We start from the raw sequence: 12,580 nt of genomic DNA, 5'->3' as shown, positions 1-12,580 counted from the left end.
CAATACGCCAACTCCCACGTTGTCCGCTGCCAGCAACTTCGCTACCTCCAGCGAGCGCATCGTCATGATGCCCGACGAGATGATCAGCACTTCGGCGCCGTCGCGCAGCAGCTTGGCCTTGCCGAGTTCGAACTGATACTCGTATTCATCGAGCACAGCCGGGACATTGCCACGAAGCAGGCGCGCGTACACCGGGCCGTTATGCGCGGCGATCGCGGGCACCATCTGCTCGGTATCGAGCGCGTCGCATGGGTCGATGACCGCCATGTTCGGCATCGCACGCATCAGGGCAAGATCCTCTGCTGCCTGATGGCTCGGGCCATAGCCGGTCGTGAGGCCAGGCAGCGCGCAGATGATCTTCACGTCGAGGTTGTCCTCGGCGATGGCCTGGTGCATGAAGTCATACGCACGGCGGGTCGCGAACACGGCGTAGGTCGTCACGAACGGCTGGGCGCCTTCATGCGCCATACCGGCGGCCGCCCCCATCAGCAACTGCTCAGCCATGCCCATCTGGTAGTAGCGGTCTGGAAACTCCTTCCCGAAGATATGCAGGTCGGTGTACTTGCCGAGGTCAGCGGTCATGCCGACCACGTTCTTCTTCTCGCGAGCCAGTTGGGCCAACGCGTGGCCAAAGGGCGCGGACCGTGTGACCTGTCCTTCGCCGGCAATCGAGGCGATCATCGCCGAGGTCTTCAGGCGCGGCTTCCTGGTGAGGGTGGTATCGCTCATGCTTGTCTCCCTGCTTCGAGTGCTGTGAGCGCCAGTTGCCACTCATGGGCATCGACGCGGATGAAATGGTTCTTTTCTCTTTCTTCGAGGAACGGCACGCCACAGCCCATGCGGGTATCGCACACGATAATCCGCGGCTGCTCCTTGGGATGATTGCGCGCAGCATCGAAGGCCGTCTTCACGGCGTCAATGTCGTTGCCGTCCACGCGCTGCGTGAACCAGCCAAATGCTTCAAGCTTCTCGACGAGTGGTTCGAATGCCATGATCTTCGAGGAAGGACCGTCGGCCTGCTGGTTGTTGACGTCGACCATGGCGATCAGGTTGTCGAGCTTCCAGTGAGCGGCCGACATGAGGCCTTCCCAGATCGCGCCCTCATCGAGTTCGCCGTCTGAGAACAGCGTGTAGACGAAGGCGTCCGAGCCCTTTCGCTTAAGTCCGAGGCAGCGGCCCACCGCGATCGTGAGACCGTGGCCGAGCGAGCCGCCGGACATCTCCATGCCGGGCGTGTAGCTCGCCATGCCGGACATGGGCAACCGGCTGTCGTCGCTGCCGTAGGTTTCGAGTTCTTCCGGTGGCAGGAAGCCGGCTTCGAACAGCGCGGCGTAAAGCGCGATCGCATAGTGGCCGTTGGACAGCAGGAAGCGGTCGCGGCCTTCCCATTCGGGGTTGTCGGGCTGGTAGCGCATCGCGCCGAAGTAGGAAACCGCGAGTACGTCGGCGATATCGAGTGCCTGGCCGATATAGCCCTGGCCCTGTACTTCGCCCATCAGCAAGGCGTTTCTGCGAATCCGGTAGGCGCGCTCGGCGAGCGTCACCCCATCTGATGACGGACTGTTCATGATGTCTCCTTGATTTGAAAGTGAGTCTTTGCAGCGGACGGTGTCACCGATTGACGGTCTTGGCTGGCACGAGGAAAACAAGCCCGGCACCGATGACGATTGCGACGGAGATAAAGATGAGCCCGGCCGTCGACTTACCAGTCAGGTCGTTCAACCAGCCCACGATGGCTGGCGAGAAGAAGCCCGCGAGATTGGCGAAACAGTTCACCGCGGCGATACCCGCTGCGGCGGACATGCCGCCGAGAAGCGCAGTCGGCAGCGACCAGAACTGCGACGACGAAGCGAGGATGCCGGCGGCGGCCACACTGACACACACCAGCGACGCGCCGACTCCGCCCAGTATCGGAAGTGTTGCAAAGCCTGCCGCCGATACGAGCATCGGGATCGCAAGATGCAGACGCCGTTCGCGATGGCGGTCCGCGCTTGCTCCCACCAGTGGCAGCGCAATGATGGCGCAGAGGTACGGAATGGCGGTGAAGATACCTACCCACAGCGGGTCGGCGACGCCTGACTTGCGGATGATCGTCGGCAGCCAGAACGTCAGCCCATACTGACCGAGCACGACGCAGAAGTAGATGGCAGCCATCAACCACAAACGACGATCGCCGATGAAAGACCTGATCGACACATGGGCGACCTTGTGGGCGTTGTCGTTCGCCACGTTGCGAGAGAGGAGCGCCTTCTCCGCATCAGTGAGCCACCTGGCGGCAGCGATACCGTTGTCGAGGTAGAGCAGGATGGCGACGCCAAGGAGCAAGGACGGCAACGCTTCGAGGATGAACAGCCATTTCCAGCCCGCCAGGCCGTGTACGCCCTGGAACGCATGCAGGATGAAACCCGACAGCGGTCCACCGACAATACCGGCAAGCGGAATCGCCATGAAGAAGAGGGAGAGCGCCTTGGCGCGCCGCGCCGAAGGAAACCAGTAGGTCAGGTACAGGATGACGCCCGGCGCGAACCCTGCCTCGGCCACGCCCAATAGAAAGCGGAGAATATAGAAAGTCGTGGGCGACTTGACGAAGACGAAGGACGCCGAGATTGCGGCCCACGTCAGCATGATGCGTGCGAGCCAGTTGCGTGCGCCCACTTTGTGCAATATGAGATTACTCGGTATCTCGAAGAGGAAATAACCAAGGAAGAAAATACCGGCACCGAGGCCATACACGGTTTCGCTGAATCGCAGATCGTTGAGCATCTGCAGTTTCGCGAAGCCCACGTTGACACGATCGAGATAAGCGCCCAGATAGCACAGCATCAGGAACGGTATCAAGCGCCGTCCCACCTTCGCATAGGTTTTTGATTCGAAGCTCGCCGGATCGGCGAGCGATGTGACATCGCCCGTCATCGATGGCGCAGTGGCCTTCGCTTTCATGGTTGTCTCCTGCCATATCGCCCCGGGTTTACCGCCGGGTGCATTGACCCATCCACCGCAGGCGCGGCGGATGTCTTACTTAGTGGATTAACATTCCGCCGTTGACGTCGAGCGTGATGCCGGTGAGATAGGCCGACAGGTCGCACGAGAGGAACAGGCACGCGTTCGCGACGTCGGCCGCATCGCCGAGCCGGCCGAGCGGAATGCCCTTGATGATGTCGGCGCGCATCTCCGTCGTGAGCTTGTCGCCGGTGATGTCGGTCTGGATGAGGCCCGGTGTGATCGAGTTGACGCGGATGTTGTCCGCCCCGAGTTCACGCGCCATCGCACGAGCGAGGCCGAGTACGCCCGCTTTTGCGGCGCTGTAGTGGGGACCGCCGAAGATGCCACCGCCGCGTTGCGCGGAAACGGATGACATACAGACGATGCTGCCGTTTTTCTGCTCTCTCATTTGCGGAATGACCGCTTGCGACATGTAGAGCGTCCCGCGCAGGTTCACATCGATGACCGCATCAAAGTTGTCCGGTCCGATGTCCATCGTCTTCAAAGGCTGGGTGATACCTGCGTTGTTGATCAATCCATCGACACGGCCGTACTTCTCGATGACTGCCCTGGCGGCAGCAACGCATGCGGCCTTGTCGGTCACATCGCAGGCGAGGCCGAGGTGTCCTTCGCCGAGGTCACGCGCGGCGCTCTCAGCGTCTTCCTTGCGCAGGTCCAGAATCACCACTCGCGCACCCTGGGCGGCAAGCGTTTTTGCGGTCGCCTTGCCGATGCCACGCGGCGAGGCTGCACCGGTTACGATTACGACTTTGCTGTCGAGCAACATGTTTGTCTCCATGGATCGTGTTAGTTGGTAGACGCAGTTTCAGCGCTTCGACCATCTCGATCAATGCAGTCCGGCTCAACTGTTGCTGACGAATTTTCAGGTGTCGCGGCGGCGATGAGTTGCTGGCCGGAAGGAGGGCAGCGCCTGGGATCGAGCGCCCGGCGCCAGCGCCCGACCGGCATGGGCTAGCGTGCCGTTGAGTCGCGGCTGACTTCGTGCTCGACCCAGGCGAGGAACCTGGCGACACGCGGCAGATCCGCGTTCTGGGAAGGGTAAACGAGGTGATGGGCGCTGACCTCAACCGCATACGTGCGATCGAAGACCGGTACCAGCGAACCTCGTTTGAGATGGACCGATGCGAGCATCGTGCTTTCGAGCGCGATGCCGTGTCCCAGCGCCGCCGCTTCGAGCGACATGTACGACCGGTCGAACGCGAAATCGTATGCCTTGTGGGACACGGCGACGCCGAACTTTCCGAACCATTGCTTCCACTGCACGAGCGGAGTCTCCGAGAAGATCAGGCGGCGCTCGAGCAGGTCCTCGGGGGTGCGCACCGGAAATTTTCTCAGGTATTCCTCCGATGCAAGAGGCGCGATGAATTCATTGCGAATCGTTTTGATCTCGCCATCGGCCCAATGGGCGTAGCCATGCCGTACATCGAGGTCATAGTAGCCGGAGGTGAACGACACATCCTCGTATGAGCATGCCAGGTTCAATTGAATGTCGCCGTTCGCTTCCTGGAATGAAGCAAGGCGTGGCAGCAGCCACATCAGCCCGAAGCTGGGGCTCGAATGGATGCGAAGAATCTCCACGCTCGACTGGCTCGATGCGCGCTCCGTCGCGCGGCTCAGGTCGGCCAGCGATCCAGTGACATCGGCCAGATATTGCTGACCCGTCGGCGTCAGCACCAGTCCCCGCCCCAGTCTTGTGAACAAGGGCCTTCCCACCATGGATTCGAGGTTGGCAATTTGATGGCTAACCGCCGATGGTGTTAACCCTAATTCATCAGCCGCCCGATTGACGCTCTTTGTCCGGGCGACACTCTCGAACGCGACGATGGCTTTTAGTGGAGGAATGCGCATTGTTTTCGGATGCAGGGGCCGCGGACCGTCTTGCTTCAGGGTGTTCTGCTTCGCTACTCGCGGTTCCAGAAATGTCGCGTATCCGGGAGGGAAAGGCAAGCCGGGGTTTGGCCGGTAGGAAATCGGCAAACAGGGGCGCGAGACGTTGTGCGAATACGAGGGCGAGCCCGACTACCGGGCGCATCCTGCAGTCGGGAAGTGGCGGGTCCCGGGCCGACAGCCGACGTTCAGATCCTCTGACCGTCTGGCGGCTTGTGGCCGATAGCACCAATTCAATGAAGGTTCTGCGGAGCTGCCGTTGAAGTCTTCAACGGCAGCTTTCGAGCGGCTTCTGTAAGCGAGTACAGTCGAACAGGAAAAGACGTTCGCACCCCTCCGTGCCCTGCAATGGCTATGAGCCAGGGCCCTGGTCATGCTTTCGCGGCAGAGTGTCAAAAGCTCGATATCGCCGAGCATTGACGAGCCCGTCCCCATCCGCTCGATGCGCTGAGAACTACGATGCCGCGTCGCTGCCGGCGCCAGTTCAAAGACCTGCTCTCTCAATTCGATCCAGCCGACCGAGCAGATCCTTTGCCTGTTTCTCAACGTGCATGGACAGCAGAGGCATGGCCAGAATGGCCTGGATTCTGGCCCGCCAGTAGCTCAGATTGACCACCATTCCTCTCCCCATCGCGCGAACGCTGTCGGTCGAGTGCTCGAAATGGCTCAGTACGTTCCCGATATGTGCCAGATCCCTTTCAGCAAATTCGTCGCGCACGATTAATCCCCCTTCTATTCATCCGCCTCGTTTTTATTTGCATTCCTTAATTCCTGCAGCGGAGCCACCTGAAATGCGAGCTGCACCATGGGTCCGTTGCCACCATTCATGGTGATCGAAATTGCGCAGAAAGTCGGCCCGATGTTGCTCACGGAGGTAGTGGGCGGTCACGCCAACCACAGCGATAGCAAGCACGATCGTGCCGACAGCCATACCCAGCCAGTTTTGATCCACGTCAGCCTCCGCAGTTACGCTTCTGCGCTTCATATGTCCCTGGACACTCAGCCGTGGTAGTAGCCGTCGTCAACGGAGTTTTCCAGCACGCCGTCGACGTACACGCCGACAGGGTCGCCATCAGCGGACGTAAGGAGCGAGCCGGGGTGCTGGCCGATGATTTTCATCCGGCCGCCTTGAATGTTGGCCGTCTCCTTCTGATCGAGCTCTACGGATTTCTGGAGATCGTGGATGGTCAGCGTATTCATGGTGTGTCTCCTTGAACGGCACGGTTGCAGGAGCAGCCAAACTGCCGGCTGCTTGCAGCACACAATGCAGATGTCATGCCATCCGGGCACGATCCGCGCAAAGGGCATTCCAACGTGAATCCCGATGATGCGAGTTTGGGCGCGACCATCACTTACCTGAACGGTGTTGGGAAATCGCTGACATGGTGCGGCGCATTGCTGACGCCCAGCCCGCACCGATGTCGGGTATGGCCGATGACGCCAAGCCGACTCCAGGCGAGCGAGTGCGATTGAGACACCGCTAGAGAAGTGGAGCGGCCGTGTGAATGACCTGGCGATGTATCGAATGGACGTCTCTTCATGCCCGACCGCACGCGCTTGGCTCCGTTCGTTGGGAGCCGTGGCTCGCAAGCGTTCGTTCTGCGCCAAACGCAGTTTTCGGCGTCGCAGGTCAACGGGCGCGCCCGGCCATGAAATGTAGAATCCGTTGCAGTACGCGCAAACGCAATTCCCAAACATACGTGTCCAGATGGCCCCGGTCTTTGCAATCCCGGATGCCAACTGATTTCCGTTCGCCATTGTTTCTCTCCAGTCGGGGCACCAGGTCCTTATGTCGAGAATGACCGCAAATGCGATGAGCCGCCGTCACCTGCTGACGCTGATCGGCAAGAACCTTGGCGCGGCCGCCATGATGCAAGGCATGAGCACGCTCGGGTTCGCCGCTCCCTCGACCTACGCCGGACAGATCAAACTTGATGGCGCGCCCACGGGGACGCGAATTCTCGTGCTTGGCGCGGGCATGGCTGGCCTCGTCGCGGCCTTTGAGTTGAGGAACGCGGGCTACCAGGTGCAGGTGCTCGAGTACAACGACCGCGCGGGTGGCCGCGCCTGGACTGTCAGGGGCGGGGATCGCTATACAGAACTCGGCGGCGCCACGCAGTACTGCGATTTCGCGGACGGGCTTTATCTGAACCCGGGGCCGTGGCGTATTCCGTATCACCACGCGGGCGTACTCGACTACGCAAGACGCCTGAAGGTGCCGCTGGAGCCGTTCATTCAGGTCAATTACAACGCCTACCTGCATTCGACGGAGGCCTTCGGTGGCAAGCCGCAACGATTCCGTGCGGTGCAGACCGACTATCAGGGCTATATCGCCGAACTGCTATCCAAGGCAATTCACAAGGACACACTCGACGATGCGTTGTCAGTCGAAGATGCACATCTGTTACTCGAATCCCTGCGACGGTGGGGCGCGCTCGATCGGGATGGTCACTATCAGGCGGGCCGGCGAAGCAGTGAACGCCGCGGATTCGCGACCGCGCATGGCGGTGGGCTGATGCCCCAGGCCGTGCCATCGAATCTGCTTCCTCGCGACGCCTTGCTTGCATCGCGTTTGTGGCAATGGCTCTCGTCTGGAAATGAGCTGGACTATCAGAGCGCCATTTTCCAGCCCGTGGGTGGCATGGACAGGATTGCCCATGCGCTTTATTCGCAGGTCGCGAGCGCCGTAGTGTTCAACGCGAGAGTCACGGCCATCTTGCAGGACGACCAGGGCGTCACAGTGCGCTATACCGATACGACCGCCCGGACCGAACGGAATGCGCACGCGGATTGGCTGGTGTGCACCATCCCGCTTTCGATTCTGAGTCAGATCGACATTGCGGTCGGCCCGGCGATGCGCGCCGCGATCGATGCCGTGCCGTACGAGACATCGGTGAAAATCGGGTTGCAGTTCGGCCGGCGATTCTGGGAGGAGGACGAGCAGATTTACGGCGGCATCACGTATACCGACCTGCCGATTTCGACGATCGGCTATCCCGCAACAGGTTACGGATCGATCGGTCCTGCGGTGCTGCTCGGGGCCTACATGTGGGGGCCCGCCAGCTACGAAATGGGCGCGCTGCCCCCTGCCGAACGGATCGCGGTGGCATTGAGCCAGGGCAGCCAGATTCATCCGCAGTACGCGCGCGAGTACCAGAGTGGCTTCGCGATGAGCTGGAGCCGATCACCGTTCACGAACGGCTGCTTCGCCGCATGGACGGATGCACTGAGGAAAGTGCATTACTCGAATCTCTGCCAGATCGACGGACGCATCGTCCTTGCCGGAGAGCACGCTTCCCATATCCCGGCATGGCAGGAAGGCGCCGTGCTATCGTCACTGGACGCGATCACGCGGTTGCATCGGAGAATCGTCAATGGATAGGCCGACGCTGATCCTCGGCGTGATGCTGATGGCCTCGCTGTCGGGAGGGGCGATGGTGTCGGCGCAGGCCGTGGCACAGGACGCACCACGCACCTTCACGATTTCGCCGGGCGACCGTTTCACCGAGGAAAGCGGCGAAGCGCTATACAACGCTACGTGTGCGGGATGCCATATGCCCGATGGAAAAGGCGCACAGGGCGCGGGTCACTACCCGCCGCTGGCCGACAACCCGGCGGTCGAAGCGGCACCCTATGTCATCGTCAACGTGCTGCACGGCCGAAAGGGGATGCCATCGTTTGGCGACGCGATGAATGACGATCAGGTTGCTGCTGTCGTCAACTACACGAGAACCCATTTCGGCAATCGATTTTCCGGAAGTGTCACGCCGAGCCTGGTTAGAAGTCTGCGCTGACACTCGCGGGATGAAATCGTTGGCGAATACCCGGCCATTACCGACATTGGACCGGGGTGGGGCCGACGTCAACGAGGCAGCGGGTCACTGACGGTGGCGGCATCGAGCAGCCGAACACGCTTCAGCGCGTGGCCCGCGCGAGCGCCGTCGTCACGGTCGCCACGCGCGCTTCGTCGTCGGCAAGCCGCGCTTGCAGCATCTCGATCAGTTTCAGGACCTTCGCCGATCCGCGCCGGCTCACGGGGTACACGGCGCAGACCAGGTCCTCGCCGAAGCACGGGCAGCGAAAACGCCAGTCCGTGAGCAGCGGCACGAGGCGACCGCTTTCGAGTTCCGGTACGACGCTCCAGTAGAGACACGGCAAGATGCCCGCGCCGCCAATGGCCGCGGCGCGCGCGAGATCGTAGCTGTCCGTGGCGATGGCGCCGCGCGGCTCGACGGCCACCTCGTCGGGCGCGCTGTCGTCGCGGCCGAAGTGCCAGACGCTCGAGAGCGCGGGATGCCGGTACGCGATGCAGGTGTGCCGCGCCAGCTCCCGCGGGGAAGCAGGCACGCCGCGCCGCGCCAGGTAGGCCGGGCTCGCACAAAGCAGGCTGCGATTCGAACCGATGGGCTTGACGATCTGGCTCGGCAGATCGTAGTTGCCCATGCGCAGCGCGAGATCGAAGCCTTCGCCGACGATGTCGATATAGCGGTCGGACAGCGCGACGTCGAGCTGCACATGCGCGAACGCCTGGCTGTACGCCGCGCCGACCGGCGCGAGCACGGCCTGGCCGAACGAATGGGCCGCAGTGACCCGCAGCGGCCCGCGCGGCTCGTCGTCATGCTCGGAGAGTTGCCGCGCGCCGTCCGCGAGGCGCTGCAGGACCTCGGTCGCGGTCGCGAGATAGAGCCTGCCGCTCTCCGTGAGCGCGAGCGTGCGCGTGGTGCGCTCGAAGAGGCGCACGCCCAGCGACGCCTCGAGGCCGGCAATGGCCTTCGTCACGGCCGAGGGCGTCTTGTCGAGCCGCCGCGCCGCGCTGCTCAGGCTCCCCTCCTCGACGGCGCACACGAAGGCCTCGATCGCGACGAACAGGTCGATGCGGGTCATGGGTGTCGTACTCTCCGCGAATATTTCCTTAATTCTTTCCCATTAGGCACAGACGGTATGCCGATAACGCAAAAAACCCGCCAGATTTATTGACTTATTATCACAGCCAACCCGCCCGAACCATCCGGGCGATCCGCAACAGGAGAGGGAAGGCAATGAGAAAGGTCGTCGTCGCCGCCACGCAAATGGCCGCAAGCTGGGAAATCGAAGCGAATCTGGTGCAGGCCGAACAAACCGTCCGCGATGCGGCGCGCGCCGGCGCGCAGATCGTGCTGCTGCAGGAACTGTTCGCCACCCCCTACTTCTGCATCGACCAGAACCCCGGGCATCTGGCGCTGGCGCAGCCGTACGAGCAGCATCCGTGGCTGGGTCGCTTCGCGGCGCTCGCGCGCGAGCTGGGCGTGGTGCTGCCGGTGAGCTTCTTCGAACGCGCGGGCCAGAGCCAGTTCAATTCGATCGCGATCTTCGACGCCGACGGCGCAGCGCTGGGCGTCTACCGCAAGACACATATCCCCGATGGCCCCGGCTACACCGAGAAGTACTATTTCACGCCCGGCGACACCGGTTTCAAGGTGTGGGACACGGCGTACGGACGGATCGGCGTGGGCATCTGCTGGGACCAATGGTTCCCCGAGTGCGCTCGCGCCATGGCGCTGGCCGGCGCGGAAATCCTTTTCTATCCCACGGCCATTGGCAGCGAGCCGCACGACGCCTCGATCGATTCGCGCACGCACTGGCAGAACGTGCAGCGGGGCCATGCCGCCGCGAATGTGATGCCGCTCGTCGCCAGCAACCGCATCGGCACGGAAACGGGCGAAACGGGCGCGATCACGTTTTACGGCAGCTCGTTCATCGCGGGGCCGGACGGCGAGAAGATCGCCGAATGCGACCGCGCGGGCGCGGCCATCATCACCGCCGAATTCGACCTCGACGCACTCGCGGCAAAGCGTAGGGCCTGGGGCTTGTTCCGCGACCGCCGGCCCGAGTCCTACGGCGCGATCACCTCGCATGGCGCAGGGCTACGGAGTGCCGGCTGAGATGAACTGCATGCCATGACCTGACGCTCAGCGGTGCTGGCGCAGGTTGATCATCGTATGGGCGAGCGTCTGCACCCTCCTGAACGCCACGATACGTCGCCCGGAGGTTGTAAAGCACCTGGTGGACCCATGTCATCCGTGGTGCGGCCAGGTCGGGCGCGTCGGGGGCGTCGTGTAGTGCCGAGGAACCTGGCCCCCATCGTGGAAAGCTGGCGAGGTGAGGGTGAACGCCATGGGTGCGCTCTTCGGTGTCAACCCAGCGCCACCAGCTAGTGCTTGCGATGCATCCAGCTCATATGGTGTGTGTCGAGCCACTGGCTCAGGGTCTCTCCCGGGTGATCGCGCCTATAGCGCCTGGACAAGGCCCATGTAACGACAACGAGAACCACAAGGCCAACCCAAAAACTGATCATTGGCTGAGTCATGGCAGCCTCCTTTGGGAATGCGACCATGTCTAAATTCTAGTCATTGTCGGCCAGAGTGGCTCAATTCGAGAAGGCAGGCTTCCCATTGACTAAAATGAAGTGTCGCGCGGTGCGGGCGAAACGGCGCCATATCCCACGCGGCTGACCCGAAACGTTTGCTCGTGAGGGGAACCGTAACGGCGACTTATGTAGTGCTTGCACAATTCACCGAGGAGGGCATTCGTATCCTCAAGAACAGCCTGCAATGGGCTGGCCAGGGGGACTTGGGTTGCGTGATCGAGGAGATCTGCTGGACGCCAGGCCAATACGACATTGTGGCCATCGTTGACGCGAAAGACGATCAGGCACTGACCACCTTCGGGCTCGCATGGGGCTCCGCTGGCAATGTCCGAAGCAAACGCTGCGAGCCATCAACAAGAGCGAATTCGGCTCGATTATTGGAAGCTGCCTTGATCGGTGGACCATCGACCGCGTAGCCCAAGTTTCCCCATCTGTGCGGCACGGGCGACGCTTCCTGTGTTTTTCTATTGAGGAGGTCAAATGAACACCAAGGAAAAAGGCAACGTGCGCGCATTCGTGCAGACGGCCGAACAGATCGGCGGTTGGGTGTGGGTTATTACGCTCGTCGACTTCGATGCACGTGAAGTGCGTCGCTCGCTCGTAGCCGAAGAACCCTACGCCACGCAGCGCGCGGCGAAAGACGCGGGCGACGCACGTCTCGAGGCGCTCGCACACGATCAGTAGCGGCGCTGGGAGGGACGCCTACACCGTCAGCCAGTGGTTTCCATATTCACGGCCGGGTTTTAGCGACAGGGCAAATTACATCGGCAACGTATTCGGCAGGAGACCGAAATATTAAAACTGATCTCGCTGAGCGACCAGATGGGCTCACGCGTCATTGAAGGCCATCTTATGGTCGTGCCGATCGAGAACTCGATCCTCTACGGTAGAACCTAACCTGACGTTTGGTAGAGAACGGCCCTCCCGTTGGCTACGCCGCGCCTGTCCCGTGCTCTATGTGTGCCAACGCCAGCGCCAGCCGTGCCCCGACTTCGGCGTTGTGTTTCACGAGCGCGATGTTTGTCGCCAGGCTGCGTCCACCCGTCAGCGCCTTGATGCGAGCGAGGAGGAAGGGGGTCACGGCCTTACCGGTGATGCCTTGCGCCGTGGCCTCGGTGAGCGCCTGCTGAGTCAGCGTGTCGATTTCTTCGGACGGCATCGCCGCCGCTTCCGGCACCGGAGTGCTTAACAGCACACCGCCCTTGAGGCCCAGGTTCCACTTGGTGCGGATGAAGCGCGCCTGCTCTGCTGCGTCGTCCAGCCTGAAGTCCGCGCGAAAGCCGC

Annotated in this window: 15 protein-coding genes; 5 read left to right on the top strand and 10 right to left on the bottom strand. The window is 61.9% G+C overall.

Annotated features, from left to right (window positions below; translation table 11 throughout):
• From VMJ11_RS14295 to VMJ11_RS14260, 8 genes are all read right to left on the bottom strand, one after another.
• Positions 1–729 (bottom strand): transketolase family protein (locus VMJ11_RS14295; RefSeq protein ID WP_325620046.1); only part of this gene is annotated, 729 nt, incomplete at its 3' end.
• Positions 726–1,568 (bottom strand): transketolase, encoded by an 843-nt coding sequence (locus VMJ11_RS14290; RefSeq protein ID WP_325620045.1) that lies wholly within the window; start codon positions 1,566–1,568, stop codon positions 726–728. The genes VMJ11_RS14290 and VMJ11_RS14295, both read right to left, overlap by 4 nt.
• A gap of 43 nt (positions 1,569–1,611) precedes the next feature.
• Positions 1,612–2,940 (bottom strand): MFS transporter, encoded by a 1,329-nt coding sequence (locus VMJ11_RS14285; protein ID WP_325620044.1) that lies wholly within the window; start codon positions 2,938–2,940, stop codon positions 1,612–1,614.
• A 79-nt stretch (positions 2,941–3,019) separates the two neighbouring features.
• The gene (locus VMJ11_RS14280; protein WP_325620043.1) at positions 3,020–3,769 is read right to left on the bottom strand and encodes an SDR family NAD(P)-dependent oxidoreductase; all 750 of its coding nucleotides are present in this window, start codon (positions 3,767–3,769) and stop codon (positions 3,020–3,022) included.
• Between the two features lie 185 nt (positions 3,770–3,954).
• Positions 3,955–4,851 (bottom strand): LysR substrate-binding domain-containing protein, encoded by an 897-nt coding sequence (locus VMJ11_RS14275; protein WP_325620047.1) that lies wholly within the window; start codon positions 4,849–4,851, stop codon positions 3,955–3,957.
• A gap of 523 nt (positions 4,852–5,374) precedes the next feature.
• Positions 5,375–5,608, bottom strand: coding sequence for a hypothetical protein (locus VMJ11_RS14270; protein WP_325620042.1), 234 nt, complete (start codon positions 5,606–5,608; stop codon positions 5,375–5,377).
• Between the two features lie 33 nt (positions 5,609–5,641).
• Positions 5,642–5,842 carry a hypothetical protein gene (locus VMJ11_RS14265; RefSeq protein ID WP_325620041.1) on the bottom strand — a complete coding sequence of 67 codons (201 nt, stop codon included), beginning with the start codon at positions 5,840–5,842 and terminating at the stop codon, positions 5,642–5,644.
• 47 nt (positions 5,843–5,889) lie between these two features.
• Complete coding sequence (locus tag VMJ11_RS14260; protein WP_325620040.1) at positions 5,890–6,090, bottom strand: hypothetical protein; 201 nt, start codon at positions 6,088–6,090, stop codon at positions 5,890–5,892.
• Positions 6,091–6,679: 589 nt separating this feature from the next.
• Here VMJ11_RS14260 and VMJ11_RS14255 point away from each other — a divergent pair.
• Both VMJ11_RS14255 and VMJ11_RS14250 read left to right on the top strand, forming a co-directional pair.
• Positions 6,680–8,272 carry an NAD(P)/FAD-dependent oxidoreductase gene (locus VMJ11_RS14255; protein ID WP_325620039.1) on the top strand — a complete coding sequence of 531 codons (1,593 nt, stop codon included), beginning with the start codon at positions 6,680–6,682 and terminating at the stop codon, positions 8,270–8,272.
• A complete protein-coding gene (locus tag VMJ11_RS14250) occupies positions 8,265–8,684 on the top strand; it encodes a cytochrome c (protein ID WP_325620038.1) in 420 nt (139 codons plus the stop codon). Before VMJ11_RS14255 ends, VMJ11_RS14250 begins: the two co-directional genes overlap by 8 nt.
• A gap of 121 nt (positions 8,685–8,805) precedes the next feature.
• On the opposite strand, the gene VMJ11_RS14245 is transcribed toward VMJ11_RS14250, so the two are convergent.
• Positions 8,806–9,774, bottom strand: coding sequence for a LysR family transcriptional regulator (locus VMJ11_RS14245; RefSeq protein WP_325620037.1), 969 nt, complete (start codon positions 9,772–9,774; stop codon positions 8,806–8,808).
• A 155-nt stretch (positions 9,775–9,929) separates the two neighbouring features.
• Between VMJ11_RS14245 and aguB the strand changes: the two genes are divergently transcribed.
• The 3 genes from aguB to VMJ11_RS14230 all read left to right on the top strand — a co-directional run bounded on the left by aguB (position 9,930) and on the right by VMJ11_RS14230 (position 11,980).
• Entirely contained in the window at positions 9,930–10,811 is an 882-nt protein-coding gene (aguB, locus tag VMJ11_RS14240) for an N-carbamoylputrescine amidase (protein ID WP_325620036.1), read from the top strand.
• Between the two features lie 616 nt (positions 10,812–11,427).
• Positions 11,428–11,712, top strand: coding sequence for a GYD domain-containing protein (locus VMJ11_RS14235; protein ID WP_325620035.1), 285 nt, complete (start codon positions 11,428–11,430; stop codon positions 11,710–11,712).
• A 64-nt stretch (positions 11,713–11,776) separates the two neighbouring features.
• Positions 11,777–11,980: a hypothetical protein gene (locus VMJ11_RS14230; RefSeq protein ID WP_325620034.1), complete on the top strand. Its 204-nt coding sequence runs from the start codon at positions 11,777–11,779 to the stop codon at positions 11,978–11,980.
• Positions 11,981–12,227: 247 nt separating this feature from the next.
• Here VMJ11_RS14230 and VMJ11_RS14225 read toward each other — a convergent pair.
• Positions 12,228–12,580: pseudouridine-5'-phosphate glycosidase (locus VMJ11_RS14225; RefSeq protein ID WP_325620033.1), on the bottom strand; the 353-nt coding region annotated here is incomplete at its 5' end.

The sequence above is a fragment of the Paraburkholderia sp. genome (assembly GCF_035501035.1).
GTDB lineage: Bacteria > Pseudomonadota > Gammaproteobacteria > Burkholderiales > Burkholderiaceae > Paraburkholderia.
Note: the sequence above shows the minus strand (reverse complement) of the source record. Positions and strands in the feature narration are given on the sequence as shown.

What these genes read in the sequence shown, in the direction of transcription:
- VMJ11_RS14290 (WP_325620045.1), bottom strand. Translation starts at nt 1,568, where the DNA reads ATGAACAGTCCGTCATCAGATGGGGTGACGCTCGCCGAGCGCGCCTAC.
- VMJ11_RS14285 (WP_325620044.1), bottom strand. Translation starts at nt 2,940, where the DNA reads ATGAAAGCGAAGGCCACTGCGCCATCGATGACGGGCGATGTCACATCG.
- VMJ11_RS14280 (WP_325620043.1), bottom strand. Translation starts at nt 3,769, where the DNA reads ATGTTGCTCGACAGCAAAGTCGTAATCGTAACCGGTGCAGCCTCGCCG.
- VMJ11_RS14275 (WP_325620047.1), bottom strand. Translation starts at nt 4,851, where the DNA reads ATGCGCATTCCTCCACTAAAAGCCATCGTCGCGTTCGAGAGTGTCGCC.
- VMJ11_RS14260 (WP_325620040.1), bottom strand. Translation starts at nt 6,090, where the DNA reads ATGAATACGCTGACCATCCACGATCTCCAGAAATCCGTAGAGCTCGAT.
- VMJ11_RS14255 (WP_325620039.1), top strand. Translation starts at nt 6,680, where the DNA reads ATGTCGAGAATGACCGCAAATGCGATGAGCCGCCGTCACCTGCTGACG.
- VMJ11_RS14250 (WP_325620038.1), top strand. Translation starts at nt 8,265, where the DNA reads ATGGATAGGCCGACGCTGATCCTCGGCGTGATGCTGATGGCCTCGCTG.
- VMJ11_RS14245 (WP_325620037.1), bottom strand. Translation starts at nt 9,774, where the DNA reads ATGACCCGCATCGACCTGTTCGTCGCGATCGAGGCCTTCGTGTGCGCC.
- aguB (WP_325620036.1), top strand. Translation starts at nt 9,930, where the DNA reads ATGAGAAAGGTCGTCGTCGCCGCCACGCAAATGGCCGCAAGCTGGGAA.
- VMJ11_RS14230 (WP_325620034.1), top strand. Translation starts at nt 11,777, where the DNA reads ATGAACACCAAGGAAAAAGGCAACGTGCGCGCATTCGTGCAGACGGCC.